The 21704-nt window shown below is 40.9% G+C and carries 22 protein-coding genes; 14 read left to right on the forward strand and 8 right to left on the reverse strand.

Going from position 1 to position 21704, the window contains the following annotated elements; genetic code table 11:
- Window positions 1–288 precede the first annotated feature (288 nt).
- On the reverse strand, window positions 289–591 hold the full coding sequence (locus tag B1K71_RS20350) for a BBE domain-containing protein (protein ID WP_077324235.1): 303 nt from the start codon (window positions 589–591) through the stop codon (window positions 289–291).
- 218 nt (window positions 592–809) lie between these two features.
- On the opposite strand from B1K71_RS20350, the gene B1K71_RS01405 reads away from it, so the two are divergent.
- The 9 genes from B1K71_RS01405 (at window position 810) to B1K71_RS01450 (ending at window position 8689) form a co-directional block, all read left to right on the forward strand.
- Window positions 810–1097, forward strand: a complete 288-nt coding sequence (locus B1K71_RS01405; protein ID WP_077324236.1) for a hypothetical protein — start codon at window positions 810–812, stop codon at window positions 1095–1097.
- 377 nt (window positions 1098–1474) lie between these two features.
- Window positions 1475–2062, forward strand: a complete 588-nt coding sequence (locus B1K71_RS01410; RefSeq protein ID WP_077324237.1) for a DUF1062 domain-containing protein — start codon at window positions 1475–1477, stop codon at window positions 2060–2062.
- An 81-nt stretch (window positions 2063–2143) separates the two neighbouring features.
- Window positions 2144–2638, forward strand: coding sequence for a DinB family protein (locus B1K71_RS01415; RefSeq protein WP_077324238.1), 495 nt, complete (start codon window positions 2144–2146; stop codon window positions 2636–2638).
- 297 nt (window positions 2639–2935) lie between these two features.
- A protein-coding gene (locus B1K71_RS20355; RefSeq protein WP_428848847.1) for an IS3 family transposase occupies window positions 2936–4497 on the forward strand; the annotation gives its coding sequence in 2 pieces (ribosomal slippage) (window positions 2936–3593 and window positions 3593–4497; 1563 coding nt in all).
- A gap of 445 nt (window positions 4498–4942) precedes the next feature.
- Window positions 4943–5950, forward strand: coding sequence for an AraC family transcriptional regulator (locus tag B1K71_RS01430; protein WP_077324240.1), 1008 nt, complete (start codon window positions 4943–4945; stop codon window positions 5948–5950).
- Window positions 5951–6012: 62 nt separating this feature from the next.
- The gene (locus B1K71_RS01435) at window positions 6013–6807 is read left to right on the forward strand and encodes an SDR family NAD(P)-dependent oxidoreductase (RefSeq protein ID WP_077324596.1); all 795 of its coding nucleotides are present in this window, start codon (window positions 6013–6015) and stop codon (window positions 6805–6807) included.
- 182 nt (window positions 6808–6989) lie between these two features.
- Entirely contained in the window at window positions 6990–7697 is a 708-nt protein-coding gene (locus B1K71_RS01440) for a vWA domain-containing protein (RefSeq protein WP_077324241.1), read from the forward strand.
- Between the two features lie 273 nt (window positions 7698–7970).
- Window positions 7971–8234, forward strand: coding sequence for a biotin/lipoyl-binding protein (locus B1K71_RS01445; protein ID WP_077324242.1), 264 nt, complete (start codon window positions 7971–7973; stop codon window positions 8232–8234).
- Between the two features lie 161 nt (window positions 8235–8395).
- Complete coding sequence (locus tag B1K71_RS01450) at window positions 8396–8689, forward strand: RNA polymerase alpha subunit C-terminal domain-containing protein (RefSeq protein WP_077324243.1); 294 nt, start codon at window positions 8396–8398, stop codon at window positions 8687–8689.
- Between the two features lie 26 nt (window positions 8690–8715).
- On the opposite strand, the gene B1K71_RS01455 is transcribed toward B1K71_RS01450, so the two are convergent.
- Complete coding sequence (locus tag B1K71_RS01455; protein WP_428848848.1) at window positions 8716–10092, reverse strand: MATE family efflux transporter; 1377 nt, start codon at window positions 10090–10092, stop codon at window positions 8716–8718.
- Window positions 10093–10240: 148 nt separating this feature from the next.
- On the opposite strand from B1K71_RS01455, the gene B1K71_RS01460 reads away from it, so the two are divergent.
- The gene (locus B1K71_RS01460; RefSeq protein WP_077324244.1) at window positions 10241–10849 is read left to right on the forward strand and encodes a class I SAM-dependent methyltransferase; all 609 of its coding nucleotides are present in this window, start codon (window positions 10241–10243) and stop codon (window positions 10847–10849) included.
- A gap of 438 nt (window positions 10850–11287) precedes the next feature.
- Complete coding sequence (locus B1K71_RS01465; protein WP_077324245.1) at window positions 11288–11620, forward strand: hypothetical protein; 333 nt, start codon at window positions 11288–11290, stop codon at window positions 11618–11620.
- A 134-nt stretch (window positions 11621–11754) separates the two neighbouring features.
- Here the strand turns inward: B1K71_RS01465 and B1K71_RS01470 are convergent, their stop codons facing one another.
- A complete protein-coding gene (locus tag B1K71_RS01470) occupies window positions 11755–13746 on the reverse strand; it encodes an acetoacetate--CoA ligase (protein WP_077324246.1) in 1992 nt (663 codons plus the stop codon).
- A gap of 127 nt (window positions 13747–13873) precedes the next feature.
- Entirely contained in the window at window positions 13874–14125 is a 252-nt protein-coding gene (locus B1K71_RS01475) for a DNA alkylation repair protein (RefSeq protein WP_077324247.1), read from the reverse strand.
- A gap of 130 nt (window positions 14126–14255) precedes the next feature.
- Here B1K71_RS01475 and B1K71_RS01480 point away from each other — a divergent pair, with 130 nt between their 5' ends.
- Window positions 14256–17009, forward strand: a complete 2754-nt coding sequence (locus B1K71_RS01480) for a UPF0182 family protein (RefSeq protein WP_077324248.1) — start codon at window positions 14256–14258, stop codon at window positions 17007–17009.
- Window positions 17010–17055: 46 nt separating this feature from the next.
- Here the strand turns inward: B1K71_RS01480 and B1K71_RS01485 are convergent, their stop codons facing one another.
- Together B1K71_RS01485 and B1K71_RS01490 are read right to left on the reverse strand one after the other, a co-directional pair.
- On the reverse strand, window positions 17056–17232 hold the full coding sequence (locus tag B1K71_RS01485) for a YfhD family protein (RefSeq protein WP_077324249.1): 177 nt from the start codon (window positions 17230–17232) through the stop codon (window positions 17056–17058).
- A gap of 102 nt (window positions 17233–17334) precedes the next feature.
- A complete protein-coding gene (locus B1K71_RS01490; protein WP_077324250.1) occupies window positions 17335–18126 on the reverse strand; it encodes a TIGR00266 family protein in 792 nt (263 codons plus the stop codon).
- 129 nt (window positions 18127–18255) lie between these two features.
- On the opposite strand from B1K71_RS01490, the gene B1K71_RS01495 reads away from it, so the two are divergent.
- Together B1K71_RS01495 and B1K71_RS19750 are read left to right on the forward strand one after the other, a co-directional pair.
- A complete protein-coding gene (locus tag B1K71_RS01495; protein ID WP_077324251.1) occupies window positions 18256–20211 on the forward strand; it encodes an aconitate hydratase in 1956 nt (651 codons plus the stop codon).
- A 7-nt stretch (window positions 20212–20218) separates the two neighbouring features.
- Window positions 20219–20392 (forward strand): hypothetical protein, encoded by a 174-nt coding sequence (locus B1K71_RS19750; RefSeq protein WP_175631794.1) that lies wholly within the window; start codon window positions 20219–20221, stop codon window positions 20390–20392.
- Window positions 20393–20433: 41 nt separating this feature from the next.
- On the opposite strand, the gene B1K71_RS01500 is transcribed toward B1K71_RS19750, so the two are convergent.
- Window positions 20434–21045 (reverse strand): spore coat protein, encoded by a 612-nt coding sequence (locus B1K71_RS01500; protein WP_077324252.1) that lies wholly within the window; start codon window positions 21043–21045, stop codon window positions 20434–20436.
- 99 nt (window positions 21046–21144) lie between these two features.
- Complete coding sequence (locus B1K71_RS01505; RefSeq protein WP_077324253.1) at window positions 21145–21579, reverse strand: hypothetical protein; 435 nt, start codon at window positions 21577–21579, stop codon at window positions 21145–21147.
- Window positions 21580–21704: the final 125 nt, after the last annotated feature.

The raw sequence follows: 21704 nt of genomic DNA on the forward strand, positions 1-21704 counted from the left end.
TAGGGCGCGAGAACCGAGTAAGATCAGCGCCCAATATGCTATTTTTGGGCCAGATTATGGAATATATGGTATGGCGAGGATTCAGGGTCATCATACATATATTGTCACTATGTGGTCATAAACTGCAAGTCATCCAGTGAAAATAAATTTATGTTTCAATCTGGTCTGAATTATTGGGTATCTTTTTGTTTATGCCCCTGAACATAGTAATCGTTGCCGCACCTGGGTAACGCTCAAAATGGATGTGGCCCACTCCTTTAGTGTGAGTAGTCCCCGTTTTCGTCATTTTTATTCCGGGAATGGCGGGATACTTTGCCGAAATCGGAATACATACATAGGGTCTACTTTCGTTTTGACTTTTCTTAGTCGATTAAAGTTTTTGCCATAATATGCTGTGGGCCAATCACGAATTAAGATATGTGTGCTTCGAAGAACCCGCCGTAACCAGGATACTATAGCGGCGTTATTAATCATTGGATTTTGGGTTCCGTTCAGTGCAATCTTAGGAACTTTATTATTTGTTATCGTAGGCATTGGCGGCATTCTTTCGCATATAAGTGCAAAAGACGGCTTGAAAGAAAACATTCTCATTTCAGCATTAACGGCTATGGCAATTATATTTTTGATAATTGAATAATGGAGTGATTAATTTAAGTTGCTCCAAAATACGATGGGCGCAGATATCGAATAAGAGCTGCGCTCGTTTTGTTTATAAGGGTCAGATTGTAAAAAATAAGAAGGAATTTTTGTAACGAAATCGAAATAGTAATTATGTTGGAGATAATTATTTTTAAAAAGGGGACTATCTTTTGACTAAAAAAACGATACATAGTGTCAATATCACTTTGGGAATTTTATTTTTTGTAATTTGTTTATTTTTAGCTTGGTTTGGATTAGTTTTAGTTCCTGTAATGAACACAACGACAGGTATTATTATTCCAGTTATTATCTTGTTAATATGGTTAATTGCATATTCCCTGCAGGTTAAGTTTCATTCTTCTGTAGTCTTTTTTACATCTTTAGTCATTGAACTTGTTGTTGCAGCAATTATAATTATCCAGATCAACCAACAATTTGGTGTAACGATATTGGGATGATGATGGATATGTTGGAGAGCGATTGAGGAATTTTCTTTGAATATCGACTTGGAAATTCGCGGTGGATTTTTGTGACGATTCTGATATTGAAATAAAGGATAATAATGGTATACTAATAATATAGGAGAAATACGGAAGGTGAAACTGGATATGCCAACATACCTGTAATGGTTTAGTAACTAAATAGTGCATTTCTTTTTTGAATTATTGTTCAATGACGGGAGAAGTGTGCCTATTTTTAGCCATTACAGGGAACGCAGGATAGTCAGTTGTTTTACTTCCAGCGGGATACCTGTAAGGTATTCCGCTTTTTAAATGGGAAATTTTCTCCATCAACACTTTTTGCGTTCCTCTGAATAAATAGGAGGAACCGGTTTATGAGTTTTAATCATTTAATCACTTACGAGATCATTGCCCAGGAAACACCTTATATAAAACGAAATTGTCGGAAATGTAAAACGAACACAGCGTTTTATTGCAGTGAGAAATTCAGGGTAAATGCGAATCAAAAAGTAGTTGATATTTGGCTTATTTATAAATGTGTAGAGTGTGAGGGAACTTGGAATTACTCTGTTTTATCGAGAGTAAATATTAATAAAATTGATTCTTTTCTAATTCAAAAGTTTATGGATAATGATAAAGAGACTGTCTGGCATTATGCTTTTCAAATCAATGACTTAAGAAAGCTGTGTAATGATGTAAAAACAGATATACGATACGAGTTAAGAAAAGAAAAAATTGATTCACTATCTAACAAGGTTACTATTAAACTTTGCTATAAATATGACTTTAATCTTAGAATAGATAAACTAATAGCAGAAATCTTTGGTATTTCAAGGTCAAAAGTAAATAAATTGTTCCAGAACGGAACTATTTTACTAAATCCAAAAATAAATATGAAGAGCAAAGTTATAGATGATTTACAAATTACAGTAATGGGTGATTGGTACGATGGTTCATCTTGAAATTGTAAGCTATGCCAGAACAACACGTCGCAAGTGATTTTTGACCAAAAAGATTATTTATTAAATTGGAGGGAATAGAAAATGGATGTAAGGACATTTTTGTTACAACAATGGGCAAGTTGCTTAGATGAAGAAGACTGGTTTCCACCACTTGAAAAAGTGCTGGAGGATATCACTTTTGAACAGGCAATTTGGAAACCTGATGGGGGGGCAATGAATTCCATTTGGGAATTAGTTTGTCATTTACTTTTCTATGAAAAGAGATTTATGATGCGATTTCTTGGTGAAACAACGAATGAACCACAGGCAGAAAATAATGATTCCACATTTCGATTACCAGCTCAGACGTTAGAAAATTGGAAGGAAACAAAACAAGAATACTTTTTCGTTCATCGTGAACTTGGAAAAATACTAGCAAAATCAGGACATGAAGATTTGTATAGACAGGTCCCTGGAGAAGATAATTCATTAGTGTTTGAACTGAAGAGTTTAGCGTTGCACGACGCATATCATATTGGGCAAATTGTATTTCTTAGTAAAATGCAAGGAGCTTGGGCAGGGAAACGCAGCTTTTAAGAAGCTTCATTAGCTTTAAAGTTATTCCATTATACCAGCTAATAGCAGAAAATTGGTTTATTCAATCTATGGGCGCTCTAATCGAATAGAAAGGCGTTTTTGACAAGTGGTGATGTAAGTTATTTAAAAAGATGGTTTTGTTGCCGGATAGTGATGTTGAAGGAACAAAGAAATAAACATAAATAAAAATGTGTGCAAACATGAAAAATAACCCCTCAATACGCTTGTGTGATATGCTCCCCTTAAAGTAGACAGATTAAAAAATAAAAATCTGTTTATTTTAAAGGGAGTATTTTCATGTACAAAAGAAGGAGTCGTCCTTCAGAGGAAAAAATTAAGATTTTACATGCGTGTGAATCGGGGGAGTATTCGTTAAATGAAATATGTTCCTTTTATCACGTGCATCATCAAACGATAAAAGCTTGGCAAGAAAAATACAATAAACATGGTATGAACGGGCTTCGGGAAGCTAGATCAAAGAAAAGATACCCAGAGGAATTAAAACGCTCAGCAATTAAAGACTATGAATCTGGCAAATATTCTTTAAGGGATATAGTAAGAAAATATGAGATTTCCGATCCAAGAGTTTTAAGGCAATGGATTAAAAAGTATAATGGTCATAGTGTAATGAACGTAAACAGGAAAGGGCGGACAAATACTATGGCCAAAGGAAGAGAGACAGAATGGCGCGAACGGATTAATATTGTATTGGATTGTCTTTCCAGAGGTAAGAATTATCAAAGCACGGCCGAACAGTATAAGGTATCTTATCAGCAGGTATATCAGTGGGTGCGGAAATACGAATCTAGGGGTGCGGATGGTCTAAAGGACGGTCGTGGAAGAAACAAAACAGAAGAAGAACTGACGCCTGAAGAAAAAACAAAATTTGAAATCAAAAGGATAGAGAAGGAAAATGAACGGCTGAGAGCGGAGAATGCTTTTCTAAAAAAGCTGAAGGAACTCGAAAGGAGGGATCACTAAGCAGGGTTCGATTGGAAAGAGAATTTACAGCAATCAAGGAACTACATGAGAATGAAGGTTTTCCGATTAAACTTTTATGTGAAGTGGCTGGGATTGTGCGTTCATCTTACTATAAATGGCTGAATCGGATACCTACTGCAGAGGAAAAGCAAAACAAAGTGCTTCTCACCGAAATATACGCCGTGCATGAAGAACACAATGGTATTTACGGTTATCGTCGGATGAAGATGAATATCAATCGTCGACTGGGACGTAAATATAATCACAAACGAATTTACCGGCTCATGAGACTCGTCGGTATCAAAGCAGTTATCAGAAGGAAACGAAACCCCTATATTAAATCTACACCTCAGCACATTGCCGAAAATACATTAAACCGTGAATTTACGGCTGACATGCCAAACGAGAAATGGGTGACGGACGTTACTGAATTCAAGTATGGACAGGGTTCAAAAGCCTATTTAAGTGCAATTCGCGACTTATATGACGGATCGATTATCAGTTATGTATTAAGTCGATCAAATAATAATCCATTGGTTTTTGAAACCTTTGATAAGGCAGTGAAAGCAGAACCCAAAGCTAAACCAATATTGCACAGCGATCGCGGATTTCAGTATACTTCCAAAACGTTTAAACGAAAACTTGAAAAAGCAGGCATGACGCAAAGTATGTCACGCGTTGGCAGATGTATTGATAATGGTCCGATGGAATCCTTTTGGGGCTCATTAAAATCGGAAGAGTATTATTTAAACACGTATAATTCCTTCGAAGAATTGGAAAAGGCAATTGAGGAATATATCGAATTTTATAATCGTAGACGTTATCAAGAAAATCTAAACGACCTTAGCCCTTATGAATATAGAACCAAAGCCGCTTAACTTATTTTTTATTATTTTTACTGTCTACTTGACAGGGTGCAGTTCAGTGAGGGGTTATTTTTTATGGTTTTTATCAGAAACGATAAACGCTACTAACATCCCAAAGATATCTTAAGCGTTAGCGCACTCACAATGTCCATAGGCAATCACCTCCCTCCCCGGGGAGTCTCCCGCCGAAGACTACTGACAAGTAACTGCGCTCGTTTTGTTCATAAGGGTTATTGCTGAAGAAGAAAAGCAGGATTTTTTATGATAATGGAAAAGCTTATGCATTCTTTAAACATATCAACAAAAGGGATTTATTTGACGTAAATAGCAAGTGGAATGTCGTTCTTTGCTAGTTACAAAGCGACATTGGGTTGGTAATATAATAACTGTCCCGCCAACAAGGCTGAACACAATCAAAATCAGTGAATGTATAGAAAGGCTTAAGGGGGCTTTATAAATGACGTCTTTTACTCGTATTAAATTCCCGACAGGATTTTGGAAAGGATTACGCCAGTTAGGAATATCCCCACATGAAGTGGTTCGAAAAGCAGGGCTTCCACTTACTATTATTAATGAACCAGTTGTCAACGCCACCCAATATTTCTTAATTTGGCAGGCTTATTCCGATCTCATCGATGACACTGCCAAGGGGATTATCAAGCTTGCGACCGGATTTGAAACTGTTCATTACCCACCGACCGTACTAGCAGCTTATCACGCTCGTGACTACCGCGACGCTCTAACGCGAATGGCTCGGTACAAGCAAATGTGTCCCCCTGAAAATTTACTTATCACCGAGGAAGATGAGCATTGCACAATCGAACTGAAATGGTTATACACTGAGCAACCTGGTCCGCCGATGCTGATTGGTATCACGCTGGCATTTCTTCTGGAGCTGGGGCGCAGGGGAACAGGTCAACCTTTGACGGCAAGGTCTGTCGAATTTTCACATTCAATGGGCGACGTAAAGTTACTTGAAGATTACTTCGGCTGTCATATCCAAATCGGTGGAAATTGTAACAAATTAACACTTTATAGAAGTGACTTGGACAGTCCTTTTGTCACGTACAACGAAGAATTGCTGGAGATTTTGGCTCCCGTATTGGACCAGTCTTTGGATGAGCAACAGCGCAGCAACCCAATCACCGAGATGGTTAAGTGGGTCTTGAAACGTAGCCTGACGGGAGGGCGTCCCGATATTCAGACTGTCGCAGACGAGTTGGGGATGGGCAACCGCACATTGCAGCGACGTCTTACTGACGAAGGAACAAGCTTCAAGCATCTGTTGACACAAGTCCGACACGAGCGTGCACGGAAGTACTTAGCAGATCCCTCGCTCGATATAAGTGAAGTCGCCTTCCTAATTGGATATGAAGACCAAAACTCGTTCTATCGGGCTTTTCGCCTTTGGGAAGATGATACTCCTTCAAATTGGCGTACTGAACATTTGGGAAAAACTCAATAAATTGACATGTTAAAAAAACCTAATAAAAACTGCTTCAAGTAAATTAAAAGGGGAAATGTATGATGGATATGGGATTAAACAATAAGACAGCTTTAGTTACAGGATCAACGAAAGGTATAGGTAAAGCAATTGCCATTGAACTTGCCGAAGAAGGTGTTAATGTACTAATCAATGGACGAAACGATGAAAAAGTAGAACGAATTGTAAATGAAATTAAATCAGCATTCCCGACTACCTCTCCTCAAAATGCAACGGCCGATATTGTGGATATTCAACAAAGAGAATCTTTATTTAAAAAACACCCTAATATTGATATTTTAGTTAACAATATGGGTATTTACGAAATCATGCAATATGGGGACGTTGACGATGAAGTATGGGAAAAATACTTCCGTACCAATGTTCTTGCCGCAAATGGATTATCTAAATTTTATTTACCTAAAATGTTGAACAATGATTTTGGAAGAATTATCTTTATTGCCAGTGAGGAAGCAGTTATGCCTTCAGGGCAAATGCCTCAGTATTGTATGACAAAATCAATGCTATTATCGTTGGCAAAAAGTTTATCTAAATTAACAATAGGAAAAGAAGTCACAGTCAATACGATCATGCCAGGACCAACACTCTCCGAAAATGTGCATCAAATAATTGAGGGTATATACCCTAATGAAGATATGAATTTTTCAGAAAAAGAGAAAGAATTTATGACTACAAACCTGCCTCAATCTGAAATACAGCGATTTATCAGGCCTGCTGAAATAGGCAGGCTAATTACATTTGTGTGTAGTCCTTATGCATCCGCATTTAAAGGGTCCCCAATCCGCATGGATGGCGGACTAGTACCGACTATTTTTTAGCACTGTTCATATAGTATGGTTAAAGATTGGAAATAATATTATCCTTTAGGTGTTGCTCAGAGTCACCTAAAACTTAAGAAACTTTTTGGGCTATTCCAAATTTTAGGGGACGTGCAAAAATAGGAAGTGGATCAGAGGCAGATAAAAAGCTTTCTTGTTCAAGTAATAAACTTATATATGGAATGAAACCATATAAGAAAAAGACGTTTGATCAGGCGTTGGATGCATTCAGTCCAGCTGGTTGGACACCGCTTGCTGATGCTATAAAGCTTGCCAAAAAGGATTTGAATGGCTCAAAAGGCAAGAATAATACAAACATTATTTATATTGTAAGTGATGGAATTGGAACATGTGGTGGTGACCCTGTTAAGCAGGCTAAAAGTTTAGCAAATGCCAATATTAATCCGATTGTTAACGTTCTTGGGTTCAATGTGGATAATAAGGGCCAAAAACAATTAAAGGATGTAGCAGAAGCCGCTGATGGTACATACACAAATGTCCAAAATCAGTCCCATCTACAGGAGGAATTTGATAGATCGGCTGAAATAGCGGGTAAATGGCATATGTGGAAAGCAAATTCCATGGGTGAAGCAAGATCTGAGGCAGTTAAGCGTACCAAAATGATCCGTGATATAAGAGGAGAATGGGTTGACCGATATAGACGCGAACGGCATAACTTTGATAAGGCAATTGATTATTTAAATTATGAAGTAGAAAAGATAAACACAGACTTTGCTTTAGCACTGGGTGATAAGCAGGATGAGCGGATGGACAAGTTAACTGAACTAAAAAACCAAATATGGGATGACTTGTGGAGTATGAAATCTCAGGATTTTGAAAAAGCCAAGAAATCTATCCGTCAAAAATATGATACTAACACGGAAGATTAGTTTTTGGCACGATATACTGTCCTGGGTATATAATCAGCTGCGAATTACTTTAACAAAGCCAGCAAATATTATCGGGCGCATTTCTGAAATAAGAAAAGCGTCCGTTTCTTTTTTTATTCGCCATTCATATCAAAAACAGATTAATTTAATCTAAATTATATATTGTTTCGATTAATATGAAGTCGTATAATTATTAATATACAGTAAATTGGAAATCCGGTCTTTAAAACGTGAGAGCAATATAATCCATTCATGAAGGGGCTGAATTTTTTAATGGTAGAGTATGAAGTATTCCCAAGCCGCTGGGGTTATGGACAAATTATCACAAGCCCGGTTAAAGGAAATGTGGAAAGCATCAAGGTGGAATCAGGAGGAAAGGTTTGCGATCAGCAATTGTTAGTAATGATTCGGGAAGAACAAGGAAAAATAAAGCAAATTTTGACTGGTACGAGCGGAACAGTCGAGACATTAACAGTGAAAGTTGGTGACAAAGTAGTTCGTGGTGATGTTCTCCTTTTTATAAAGGAAGATGGATAGGCAAAAAAATTAAATTGATTTGACGAAGTATTGAAATCCAATTACTATCAGATTATATAATAAGGTGCTAATCTGTATTACAGATTAGCACCTTATTAGTGAACGGCTATTAGCAGGGTGTTAAGTAAAGATAAGAAATAAATGAAGGGAGCAATTTGTTTATGTCAAATTCAGAAAAAAATTTAAGGATCTGCAGCAAAGGACACAAATATTATAAAAGCAGTGATTGCCCAACCTGTCCAATTTGCGAGCGGGAACGCAAACCAGATAATGGGTTTCTTTCGGTACTTTCGGCACCAGCAAGACGCGCTTTGGAAAACAATGGGATAACTTCGTTGCAAAAGTTATCAAAGTTTAATGAAAAGGAGATTCTGCAATTTCATGGGATGGGACCAGCTTCTTTACCTAAACTTAGGTCCGCATTGAAGAAAGAGGGGTTATCGTTTAGAAACTAAACCCTCATTTTTCTTCAATGAATGGATCAGGAGCCTGCCCTGGAAAACAATTGTTTCTCACGCCATTTTCCAAATCGGAAGTACATGAATGCCACGAGACTGCTCAGCAGGAAACTGGTGCCCATACCAAGCGGGATCCCTGTATCGCCGAACCATATGGAAAAAACGTAACTTAATGGAAAACGCAGCACCCAGAACGAGATGATATTTAACACGAGAACTTGATACATCGCACCGGATGCCCTGACAATGCCATTCAAAATAAAGTTGATGCCAAGAAACGGATAACACAAGGCTATAATCTGCAAATATTTCGTTCCAAATGCCACTGCCTCAGCATCATCAACGAACAGCCGAATGCCATATTCCGCAAACAACACCACGATGATTCCAACCAGCAGCATTATTGAAAAGTTGTAAAGCACACCATATCTGGCAATCTCTTTAACCCGCTGCCAATTACGAATGCCGATGTTCTGTCCGGACATACTGTTCACAGCTGTCCCCAGTGCATGAGCCGGCAGCATTAAAATCTTGTCCAGACGCTGGGCTGCTCCGAATCCGGCTACAACACCACTGCCAAAAACCGTGACAACACTCATTATGGCTGCTGAACCGGCTGAAATAACTGCCATCTGCAGCCCGGCTGGAATGCCTAAGTTTAATATCAAACCCACCTCTTGCTTTGAGGGGATTGTCGGTGTACTGAACGGGGCCAGTTTTTTCGATAACACATACACAGCACCGTACAAGAACGCTGTACCCTGTGCTACAATGGTAGCATATGCTGCTCCATTGATACCCAGATTCAACCCGGCTATAAACAATGGGTTTAAAATGATATTAAGCAGGACGGCAATCACCACGAATCGGAGCGGGGTCTTGCTGTCACCCATTGCTCTGAGTACAGTACTGATAAAATTGTAGCCGAATAAGAACAACATTCCGAGAAAGTTGATCTGTAGGTAGGTTTCCGCATCACCAAGCATATTTCCCGGTGTGCCCAAAAGTTGCAACAGCTGCTCGGCCAAAATAAATCCGAGTACGCTAAGTGTCAGTGCCAGAATCGTCAAAATAACAACAAATGCATTTAAATAGCGTTTCAATCCGGCTTCATTGTCCTTCCCTTTTTGCTGGGAAAGAATCGTCAGGGCGGCATTATTGAGCCCAAGCACAAATGAAAGAACGGTAAAAATAATTGTGCTTGAAATTGCCACCGCGCCAAGTGCATTAGCCCCAAGCAGGTTCCCGACCCAAAGGCTGTCTGCGAACTGGTACGATGTCTGCAGCAGGTTCGTCAGCATCAGTGGTCCGGAAAATATAAGTAAATGTTTGAAAATACTTCCATTTGTAAAGTCATGCTGTTTTTTCATTGAACTTTTGTCTTTTCGTTTTCCACCCATTTTTGAATATCTCCATTTAGTGTAAGGTATCTCTTTTGGTATTGTAGCATGGATTTTTTTGTACTTCCTTTGTTAAGTTTTCTTGAGCTGGATTTGCTGGATTGTCGGAAGACCGGTAAAATAATAGATTGATTGGAGTTGATCGTTAATGGAAAAAGAAAAACTCATTAAAAAATACGATAAACAGGTGGATACGTATAAACGGGCGCTGAACAACCGGACACTTGCAAGGTGGCGGACGGAGCTACTGAATGATGCACATGGCGATGTCCTGGAGGTTGGAGTTGGTATCGGGTCGAATTTTCAGTTCTATAATCGTGAAAATGTTCATCTGACAGGTGTGGATTTCAGTTCGGAGATGATTAAAACCGCAAGACAAACGGCCTTGTCATGTCAAATCGATGCAGAACTAGTGCAAGAAGATGTTGAGACATTGCAGTTTGAAAGTAATTCGTTTGACTGTATCGTTTCTACGCTTACTTTGTGCGGCTACGCAAATCCGACGCGGGTATTGAATCATTTTAACAACTGGTGTAAAAAAGATGGAACCGTTCTGCTAATGGAACATGGCATCAGTTCCAATAGGATGGTTTCGAATACACAAAAGCTGGTTGATCCATTATTTGTTAAAGCTGCCGGATGCCATTGTAACCGAAATATAATAGATATCGTTGAAAAATCGAATCTGAAAATTGAGCGTACGCAAAGTCACTGGTCAGATATTATCCGATTGATTTGGGCGAGTCCGAATAAATAGTATTGGAAATTCAGGATGTTGCTTGATTAAAAGAATCGTGACTAATCAGATGCATTATGTTTTTCCCGGTGGCGGGTGCAATCCTTAGTGGTTATAAAAAGTTTCATAGAACGCTCGCGATTTTATTTGACAATTAATTCAAAACTTTGTATTATCTTTGTAAGCATATTCCACATGTTTCCTGCCTTACCTGTTTTTCCACTTCATTTGGGAAGTTTTTGTCCATGCCACCCATCGGAAAAAGCTTCGATAAATACTTCTAACCTTTTACCTTACACAACGTTAATTTGCCACACATTATTTTTTCACCCATTTAATTGCAAATCATTTTAGTCCGCCACAAAGTCATTGTTAATTAATTTCACCGGATTACAATTGAATATTTCTTTACCGTTCCATGTTTTGTTCACGGTTGTAAAAACAAAGGAGGATGGACGATTGGGACACGATATCAGTTCATATAATAAAGAAGGACAGGAAGTAGGTTATGTCCGTTTCACAATGGGGGATTCGGTTGCTCCCTTACTCTATGATTTACTTGATTCAAACGAATATTATGCAGGTGTCAGCGGTTCAGGCGGAGTGGCGACACTGACATCAGACCAAGTTGAAAACGCAATGAAAAGGTATAACCAACTATACGATAAAGAATTAAGCAAAAAGGGAAGTGACGATTTCCGTGCGTGGCAGCAGGATGAAATTATGAAATTTATTAGCAACTGCTTAAAAACCACTCGGGAAGAAGGGGCAGTAAGGGTGTTTTTTGGTTAAGAAATAGGCTGCTTGGTATAAGGTAAAAGAGGGCATTTATTCAGGGAAGTGATGTTGGAATATGCAGTTGAAAAAGCAAATGAAAAACGCCTTGGAAGTGACCTTCCAGGGCGTTTTTCTATATTATATGTTGTTTACTTTCGTTCAAACTGCTCTTCCGCAAAGGCAATAAAATAATCCAATGAATTCTGGTTGCTCAAGGATCCTTTGTTGACCACGTTTTCGACCGGCTTACCCATCAAAATTTTCTTGACCGGAATCTCAAGTTTCTTGCCGTTTAAAGTTTTTGGCAACTCCGGAACTTGATGAATTCCGGTTGGGACGTGTCTTGGAGAACACTTTTCCCGGATTTCTTTTTTAATGGTCTTTTTAACATCTTCTGTTAATTCTTCGCCGTCTTGCATGGTCACAAATAGCGGTGTATAGGAGTCGCCATTGCCTCCTGGTATATCAACAATTAAACTGTCAGCAACCTGTTTTACATGATCGACTGCACGATAAATTTCGCTTGTGCCGATGCGGATGCCTCCGCGATTAATGGTTGCATCGGAACGCCCGTAAATAACACATGTGTGCCGATCAGTGATTTTAAGGTAGTCCCCGTGCCGCCAGATGCCGTCAAACATGTCGAAATAACTGTCATGCATTCGGCTGCCGTCTTCATCATTCCAAAAATAGATTGGCATGGACGGGAATGGTTCGGTCAGTACAAGTTCGCCGACTTCTTCGACTTGGGAATGTGCGTCATCATCAAAGCTTTCAATTTTTGCACCAAGACCGCGGCACTGGAGTTCACCGGCATAAACCGGTAATGTTGGCACACCGAGAATAAAAGCCGTGCAGACGTCGGTGCCGCCGCTTGCCGACGCAATCCAAATGTCTTCTTTTACATGATCATAGCACCACTGGAATCCTTCAGGTGGAAGTGGTGATCCGGTTGAACTGATGTTTTCCAGATGGCTCAGATCAAATTCCTTACCGGGTACAAGGGTTTCATCCTTCATACATGCAGTAATGTAGCTTGCACTTGTTCCAAAAGTGGTCATTTTCGTGTCCTGGGCAAATTTCCAGAGCATTTTTTTATCCGGATATGCCGGATTTCCGTCATATAAAATAATGGTGCTTCCTGTCAGCAGCCCGCCTACAAGGAAGTTCCACATCATCCAGCCAGTCGTTGTGAACCAGAAGAATCGGTCGCCTTTTCCAAGGTCGGCATGGAAGGTCAGCGCTTTTAGGTGCTCAAGCAAAATACCGCCCTGACTTTGAACAATTGGTTTCGGTTTGCCGGTTGTTCCGGAAGAAAATAATACCCATAATGGGTCATTGAATGGAACGTGCTCGTAAGTTAATTCGGCTTTTTCATCTGTTTCGACAGCAACTTGCCATTCGGTGGCGTTTTTCAAACTTTCAAAATTTGGGTTTTCTTTTAAATATGGTATTGCGATTGTTGCTTCCAGCGTTGGAAGTTCTGCTTGGATATTTTTAACGACCGGCATCCGGTCGAATTTTTTCCCTCCGTAGCTATAGCCGTCAACCGTTACCATTACTTTTGGTTCAATTTGTTTGAAGCGGTCAATCACACTCTGTGTACCAAAATCCGGTGACGCACTGGACCAAATTGCTCCAAGACTTGCAGTTGCAAGAAACGCAACGATTGTTTCGTAGATATTGGCTGCATAAGCAACAACCCGGTCACCTTTTGTTACGCCAAGGTTTTTGAGTGTTTGTTGTAATGCGGCGGTATCTTTATAAAGTTGTCCCCATGTTATTTCATTTGTCTCTCTCGTTTCGGAGGCATGAATGATAGCGGGTTCAAGATTGTCACGGTCTCTGAAAATATGTTCCGTATAATTGATGGTTGCTTCAGGAAACCATTTGGCACCAGGCATTTTGTGTGTGGTTAACACGGTTCTGTACGGTTGTTTGGCCTGAATGTCAAAGTACTCCCAGATTGACTTCCAAAACAGTTCCAGTTCATCTGTCGACCATTTCCAAAGCGAATGATAATCATCAAAATGTAAATTTTTATGTTGTTCCAGCCATTTCATATATTGATAGATTTTTGATTGTTGCTTTCTCTTTTTATCGGGCTGCCAAAGCAAAGTACCCTCTTGAATCTCGCTCATTCTATTCCCTCCTCGAAATGTACGGTCACTACCCCTATTATATGAAACCGCTTAACACGTGTAAAGCAGATGGGGCATGAAGAAAATACGGGTAATGCCAGGCACCACCCGTATGTTGCGAATAATATCAGGTTTGATTATCATATTGAGCGAATTTCTTGAAGGTCATTTCGTCTTCAACGAGACCGCATACGCCGCACTGGATTCGGTATTGCGGGCCGTTGTATGTGATGTGAAAGACTTCCGGGTCTTCTTCGGTGTAGTCGTTTAAAATGTCACCTGTCTGCGCATCCAATTTTACCGGTTTAGCCACCTGCTCAATAATGTTAAAGCGTGACCGGTTCGTTTTACAGTTCGGGCAGCGGTATTGTTGTGCCATAGTGAACACCTCCGCCCCTTATTATTCCTGAAATGGAACTTCTTATCCAATTCGACAAAAACCGACAAAATGCTGGTAGTGACAGGCATCTCTAAATACTGTACGCTTGTAGGAAGAGGGGGAGTTGTTGTTGAATGGAAATGGAAACGGTGGTTTTACAGAGCGTCAGAAAGAAAAAATTAATAATGTATTAAAGCGTGCTGGATACATATTGATCATACCTGTAGTGATACTGATTGTGGGATTGCTGTCACTTGGGTTTATCACGGATTATATTTGGATGGATACACTTGGTTTTGCCGGTGTTTTCACAACTGTTTTAAAGAGTAAAATCTGGCTTGCTGCGATTGGATTTCTGCTGTTTGCTGTCTTGACTTATTTTACGCTTTCATGGGTCCGCCATACATATATTGGACACATGCACCGCAGTCAGTTACCGGCAGTTCTGTTGGAACGTAAAAAAATCATACCGATTATGCTTGGGATTGCTGCATTAATCGGGATTTTTGGAAGCAGTGTTACGCAGGGATTCGGCTGGGAACGTACATTGAAATTTTTGGATCATGCCGCATTTGGGCAGACGGATCCGTATTTCAACATGGACATTTCGTTTTATATGTTTGTTTTGCCGTTCTTGAACTTTATTGTCTATATACTCCTGGGAATGGCGATTTTTTTACTTGTCATTGAGGCGGCAGCTTATTCCGTATTCCACATCTATCGAATGAGCCGCTCAGCCCAACTGCACCTGGGATTAACGCTTGGTTTCATTGGACTTTTGCTGGCTGGTCTTCACTTACTGCAGCCGTATGAAACACTGTTGACCAACAGGGTAAGTCTGATTCAGGAAAGTGTGGTCCATGGGCTAAGTTATACAGATAAAGTGATTAACATTCCAAAAGCATATGTATTGGCTGCAGCAGCGATCATTGGCACGGTGTGGATGATTATTGCTCTCATTCGCGGAAAACTGCAAAAGATGGTAACACCAGTTGCGATATATGCCGGGTTGCTGGTTGTCGGGCAACTGGCATCCATGGCAGTACAAAATTTTCTTGTTTCCCCGAATGAATTTTCCAAGGAACGACCTTTTCTGGAGCAAAACCTGGAATTCACGCGTGCTGCCTATGGTTTGAATGATATTAAAGAAATGAAGCACCCGGGGAATTTTTCTCTGAGTGAAGCGATGGTTAAACGAAATCAAAAAACGATCGATAATATCCGGATGAATGATGCCAGGCCATTGCTTGATGTTTATAATCAGCTGCAGACATTCCGTACGTATTACGAATTCAATGATATTGACATTGACAGGTACAAAATTGACGGCGACTACGAGCAGGTCTTTCTTGGTGCAAGGGAATTGAGTACAGCGGATCTCCCTGATCAGGCACATACGTGGGTTAACGAAAATCTCAGGTATACACACGGATACGGGATTACAATGAGCCATGTTAATCAGGTCACACCACAGGGACAGCCTGAATATATGGTGAAAAACCTTCCGCCGAAGGGAACACCGGAAGTGAACCGGCCGCAAATATATTTTGGAGAAGAACCGTATCGTAATGTCATTGTTAACAGTAAAGTGGATGAATTTGATTATCCATTAGGTGACAAAAACGTCGATACACGGTTTAATGCGGATGCAGGGATACCATTAAGCGGTATTAACCGTCTGTTATTCTCTCTGAGTGAAGGTTCGTTCCGTATGATGATTTCGGATCAGATAACGGATGAAAGTAAATTCCTTGTTACGCGTAATATTAAGGATCGGGTTAAACGGATTGCGCCGTTTTTTACCTATGACAAAGATCCATATATTGTGGTTCGGGATGATGGCAGTCTTGTTTGGGTAATAGATGCGTATTTAAAGGCGGAACGTTACCCTTATTCTGAACCGTACCAGGGGGATACCAATTATATTCGAAACCCCATTAAAGCTGTGGTCGATGCCTATACCGGAGACGTGAATTTTTATGTAGTCAATCCGGATGAACCTTTATTGAAAACGTATCAGCACATTTTCCCGGACTTGTTTACGACGAAAATTCCTGAAGACATTAAGGCACATTTTCGTTATCCGGAAAAGTTGTTTACTGTACAGGCTTCGATGTATGGGACCTATCATATGTCGAACTTGGAGGTCTTCTATAACCGGGAAGATTTCTGGCAGTTTCCAACTGAAAAATATTTTCATGAGGATATTGTGATGGAGCCCTACTATATGACGATGCGGCTTCCGGATGAGGAAAATGAAGAGTTCATTCTGATGCAGCCATACACACCGAAAAACAGGCAAAACATGATTTCCTGGATGGGTGTGCGAAACGACGGGGAAAATTATGGTGACCTGTTTGTTTATCGTTTTCCGAAACAAAAAAATATATATGGGCCACAGCAAATTGAGAACCGGATTAATCAGGACGGAAAAATCTCCAAACAGTTGAACTTGTGGTCGCAGGGCGGATCAAAGGTGATTCGCGGAAATCTTCTTGTTGTTCCGATTGAGGACACGATTTTATACGTGGAACCAGTATATATCGAATCCTCTAATTCAACTTCATTACCTGAGGTGAAACGGGTTATCCTCGCTTATGGTGATTATATTGTAATGGAGCGAACATTTGATGATGCACTGGATGCCATCCTGAAAAAAATTCATCCTGAAAAGCAGGATACCAATAATGGAAAAACCGATAAGGAACAAGGTAAAGAGGATAATAATCGGGATTCCGGACAGGCATTAACGGATGCGGAAGAACAATTGCGAAGTCTTTCCAACTTGTTTGATACTTATAAAAAAGCACTATCTAACGGAAATTGGCAAAAAGCTGCTGAAATAATGGAAAAAATTGAAGGGAAACTGAACGATTTTAAGTAAAATAATCCGGGCTCAGCGTATATAGACTGAGCCCGGATTTTTATTTTCATTCTTTATTTTTCGCTCTTTTATCGGCGGCCTTTCTTCTTTCCAGCGCCACTAGATCATCATAGTCAGCAAGCTCTTCGGAAAATTCAATGTCACGGCCGTCCGATTTTTGATTTTTCGGCGTTTGTGCCAGCCTGTTTCTGCCCCTTGATTTATTGTGCTCATCTCTGCCCATTCATTTCACCCCTGAAGAAAGAAAACTTCAACGTTAGTATGTGCAAAAGTGCAATAATCTAACCGGAAAAAATTATCGGCAAAATCGGGTGGTGCCAGGCACCTATTTTCCGCCGAAGATGTCGTACAGGCTGCCGGCTAGGCTTCCTTCACCTTTGTCGCCGCCTCTTTGTGGTGCTGCAGCGAATACTTTGCTGGCGAGCCGGCTGAATGGCAGGGATTGCACCCATACAGTTCCTGGTCCGCGCAGTGTTGCAAAAAACAGACCCTCACCTCCGAAAAGTGCCGTTTTCACGCCTCCGATATACTCAATATTGTAGTCGATATCTCCGGTCATGGCGACAAGGCAGCCGGTATCAACTTTTAATGTCTCACCCGGTTCGAGTACTTTTTTGTGGATTGTTCCGCCGGCATGAACAAATGACATGCCATCGCCTTCCAGTTTTTGCATGATAAACCCTTCGCCGCCAAAGAAGCCGGTACCGATTTTTTTCTGGAATTCAATTCCAACCGATACACCTTTTGCGGCAGCAAGGAAGGCATCCTTCTGGCAGATTAATTTGCCCTGTATTTCACTCAAGTCCATTGGGATAATTTTTCCCGGATAAGGAGAAGCAAATGAGACATGTTTTTTATCGGTTCCCTGGTTGGTGAAGGTTGTCATGAAAAGACTTTCTCCGGTTATGACACGTTTCCCCGCGCCAAGCAGTTTTCCCATCAGACCGCTTCCCTGATTTTCCGATCCATCACCAAAAATGGTCTCCATTCGAATTTCACTATCCATCATCATCAGACTTCCAGCCTCCGCAATAACTGTTTCCTGCGGGTCAAGTTCGACTTCAACAAACTGCATATCATCGCCATATAGCTTAAAATCAATTTCGTGATTATTCAATACTTCCACCCCTTTTATTTTATAGTAACGTAATACGAATAAAGACCTAAATAGATTCGGATTTCCTGCAAATAATTATACGCCTATATTCATATACTATAAAAGTATATTTATGTAGGAGGAATGTCCATGCCATTAAACATCACACAAAAATTGATAAAAGATCATCTTGTATCCGGTAAAATGGAGCCAGGTGAAGAAATTGGACTAAAAATTGATCAAACTTTAACCCAGGATGCTACAGGAACCTTGGTTATGCTGGAACTGGAAGCAATGGAATTGGACCGTGCGAAGACAGAGGCATCCGCACAATATGTGGACCATAACCTGATTCAGCAGGACAGCAAAAACCCGGATGACCATCTTTTTCTGCAAAGCGCGACAAGACGCTTCGGACTTTATTACAGCAGGCCGGGTAATGGTGTAAGTCACCCTGTCCATATGCAGCGGTTGGCCAAGCCGGGAAAAACGCTGCTTGGATCTGACAGCCATACATGTGCGAACGGAAGTATGGGGATGCTTGCGATGGGGGCGGGTGGAATCGATGTAGCACTTGCAATCGCAGGTGAACCATTCTACGTAAAAATGCCGCAAGTATGGGGGGTTAAACTTACCGGAAAACTACCAGACTGGGTCAGTGCGAAAGACGTGATTTTTGAACTATTGCGCCGTCATGATGTGAAAGGCGGTGTTGGCAAAGTTGTTGAATATTTTGGTCCCGGCCTGAAAAATTTAAGCGCTATGGATCGGCATGTGATAGCCAATATGGGTGCCGAATTGGGAGCTACTGGTACCGTATTCCCATCCGATAAAGAAGTAAAGCGGTTTTTGAAAGAACAGGATCGTGAGGATGACTGGGTAGAACTGGAAGCGGATAATGGTGCAGAATACGATATTCTGGAGGAAATTGATCTTTCAGAAGTGGAACCGCTCATTGCCAAGCCTTCCAGCCCAGGTAACGTGGTGCCTGTGACAGAGGTTGCCGGTACACCTATTTATCAGTCTTATATCGGGTCATCGGCTAATCCGGGATTCCGTGATTTTGCAGTTGCAGCAGAGACCGTTTCCGGAAAACACATAGCAGATGGTATTTCCTTTGACATTAATCCGACATCCAGGCAAATGCTGACTGATCTGGTAAAGGAAAGTCATATTGCAAGCCTGCTGCAGGCAGGTGCAAGAATGCATCAGGCGGGATGTAACGGATGTATCGGAATGGGCCAGGCACCTGCGACAGGCCGGAACAGTCTGCGCACGACACCGCGAAATTTCCCGGGCAGGTCAGGGACGAAGGAAGACAGTGTGTATCTGTGCAGCCCGGAAACGGCAGCAGCTTCTGCTCTAATGGGAAAAATAACGGATCCGCGTACATTGGAAATGGACTATCCAAAGGTAAAAGAACCGAAACATCCAACGACCGATGTGGATTTGCTTGACAGTCCACTTCCGCTTGAGGAAGCACGTAAAATTAACCTGCAAAAGGGACCAAATATTGCATCAATCCCGAAAATGGATCCAATGCCGGATAAGCTCGAACTGCCAATTTTATTAAAAATGGGAGACAACATCTCAACGGATGAAATTTTGGCAGGGGGCGCACGGGTGCTTCCGTATCGAAGCAACCTGCCGGAAATCAGTAAATTTACTTTCGAGATTATTGATGACACGTACTATAAACGTGGAAAAAGCACAGTAGATAACGGAGGGCATGCAGTTGTCGGTGGTTTTAACTATGGACAGGGATCAAGCCGTGAGCATGCAGCATTGGCACCTCGCTATCTTGGTTTACGGGTTGCCCTCGTTAAGGATTTTGCCCGTATCCACTGGCAAAATCTTGTCAACTTTGGCGTGCTGCCGCTGACATTTGTACACGAAACAGATTACGACACTTTAAAAACCGGGGATACGCTGATTCTGTCAGATGTACGGAAGAAGATTCAGGAAGGTAATGAATTCGAGGCAGAGATAAAGGATAAAAACCAGAAAGTACCAGTTAGACATAACCTGTCTGAACGGCAGATTGAAATTATGCTTGCCGGTGGAATTATTAACTGGGTAAAAAACAGACAAACAGCAAAGGGGTGAACAATAAATGGAACGTGAATATGAATGCAAGGCATGTGAAGGTACTGGCATGCTTGCAGATGATGAGGGCTGGCAGTACAAATGCAGTGTCTGTGATGGTGACGGCACATATGATGTAAAAGATATTGAACGAGGTGCCCGGATTATGGAAGTAGATGCCACGAACAGGCTGCTCGATTAATAAACAACCCGCTCAACTAAAACTGAGCGGGTTGTTTATTGTTAGTGGGGCATATTGCCTTGTGTTGGCGCATAACTGTTTTGAAATGCCTGCATATCTTGCGGCTGTAATTTAGGCACCTGATAATATTGATGTTTGTTCTGGTATAAAAATACTTCATAAGCCATTTCAGCCATGTTCGGAATACTATCCTGCAAAATCCGGCGCATTACCGGGTTTGACATTTCCAGGGCAGCCGATGTAAATGCTGTGGCATTTGCTTTCATACAGCCAAGCATAAAACCGGAAATACACTGATCATTGAGCTCTGATGTGGATTGAATCGGTGTCTTTGGCTGCGAAGGCTGCATACCGTATGTGACATGATTATCCTCATTCATCTCGTAGCTCTGTGTCGGTGTGGAAGGATCCTGTCCGGACTTGAATGTGTCCACCATTGTGTTATATAACTGGTTGCAAAAAGTTTGGTGTCTTTGCATTATTGATTTCAATTCTGGGTCCTGGACATGCTGTTCATACATCACGTATTGTTCCATTCCGCCAATCAGAGCAGAAAGTGCTTCATGGGCATCAAACATATCATGTGCACCATACTGCTGCTGTGACGGCATGTTCGTTGTTCCCTGGAAATTCTGTTGTTGCTGATTTTGCATTAATTTGACCTCCTTTAGTTAGTCAATGTTATTTTGGGCAATTTTCGTGCACAATATGTATAGAAAAAACCCCCTGTACAGAGGGTTCATTTTAACTGCCTATCCAATTTTTTTCTTAAATGCTTCCAGCTTTCGTGTGGTAATTTCACACAGTTTGGATACTTTATCCCCATCCGGAGTATCCTTTTGTGTTTCACCAATAAGCGGATAAAGGGTATGTTCTATATTCATGTAGTAATTAAGATAATTTTCCTCGACCTCTTTTTCAATTTTATCCCAGCTTTCCCGTAATGAATTACCGGATCTTTTCATTTTTTGGACGTTATCCGCAGAGATTTTTTTCAGCTCTTTTACTTCTGACAATACACTATCCACGCCATTTCCAAGATCCTCTGAAGCTGGTTTAGCAGCGCTGGTTGCTGCTTCCTCTGCCGGTTGATTGCTCGTTTCTTCCTGATCATTACTGCCGGCATCACAGGCTGCCACAGCAAACAGTACCAAGGCAGTCAGTAATAAGTATAAAATGTTTCGCATATGTCATTGCCTCCTTGATGGTATCATTCACGCTTAGTATGGTTAAAAGCTGTTCCACTTATACCATCTTTTGGTAACCAAAATACCGAAAATGCCATTTTAGGCGACTTTTGAAGCCAGAATCT

Origin of the sequence: Virgibacillus siamensis, assembly GCF_900162695.1 — a bacterium.
GTDB lineage: Bacteria > Bacillota > Bacilli > Bacillales > Amphibacillaceae > Lentibacillus > Lentibacillus siamensis_A.

Bases quoted from the DNA above. Each gene is read 5' to 3' on its own strand.
- B1K71_RS20350 (WP_077324235.1), bottom strand. From the start codon at position 591: ATGAGAATGTTTTCTTTCAAGCCGTCTTTTGCACTTATATGCGAAAGA.
- B1K71_RS01505 (WP_077324253.1), bottom strand. From the start codon at position 21,579: ATGCGAAACATTTTATACTTATTACTGACTGCCTTGGTACTGTTTGCT.
- B1K71_RS01415 (WP_077324238.1), top strand. From the start codon at position 2,144: ATGGATGTAAGGACATTTTTGTTACAACAATGGGCAAGTTGCTTAGAT.
- B1K71_RS01445 (WP_077324242.1), top strand. From the start codon at position 7,971: ATGGTAGAGTATGAAGTATTCCCAAGCCGCTGGGGTTATGGACAAATT.
- B1K71_RS01470 (WP_077324246.1), bottom strand. From the start codon at position 13,746: ATGAGCGAGATTCAAGAGGGTACTTTGCTTTGGCAGCCCGATAAAAAG.
- B1K71_RS01450 (WP_077324243.1), top strand. From the start codon at position 8,396: ATGTCAAATTCAGAAAAAAATTTAAGGATCTGCAGCAAAGGACACAAA.
- B1K71_RS01460 (WP_077324244.1), top strand. From the start codon at position 10,241: ATGGAAAAAGAAAAACTCATTAAAAAATACGATAAACAGGTGGATACG.
- B1K71_RS01455 (WP_428848848.1), bottom strand. From the start codon at position 10,092: ATGGGTGGAAAACGAAAAGACAAAAGTTCAATGAAAAAACAGCATGAC.
- B1K71_RS01435 (WP_077324596.1), top strand. From the start codon at position 6,013: ATGGATATGGGATTAAACAATAAGACAGCTTTAGTTACAGGATCAACG.
- B1K71_RS01410 (WP_077324237.1), top strand. From the start codon at position 1,475: ATGAGTTTTAATCATTTAATCACTTACGAGATCATTGCCCAGGAAACA.
- B1K71_RS19750 (WP_175631794.1), top strand. From the start codon at position 20,219: ATGGAACGTGAATATGAATGCAAGGCATGTGAAGGTACTGGCATGCTT.
- B1K71_RS01500 (WP_077324252.1), bottom strand. From the start codon at position 21,045: ATGCAAAATCAGCAACAACAGAATTTCCAGGGAACAACGAACATGCCG.
- B1K71_RS01430 (WP_077324240.1), top strand. From the start codon at position 4,943: ATGACGTCTTTTACTCGTATTAAATTCCCGACAGGATTTTGGAAAGGA.
- B1K71_RS01475 (WP_077324247.1), bottom strand. From the start codon at position 14,125: ATGGCACAACAATACCGCTGCCCGAACTGTAAAACGAACCGGTCACGC.
- B1K71_RS01495 (WP_077324251.1), top strand. From the start codon at position 18,256: ATGCCATTAAACATCACACAAAAATTGATAAAAGATCATCTTGTATCC.
- B1K71_RS01440 (WP_077324241.1), top strand. From the start codon at position 6,990: ATGAAACCATATAAGAAAAAGACGTTTGATCAGGCGTTGGATGCATTC.
- B1K71_RS01485 (WP_077324249.1), bottom strand. From the start codon at position 17,232: ATGGGCAGAGATGAGCACAATAAATCAAGGGGCAGAAACAGGCTGGCA.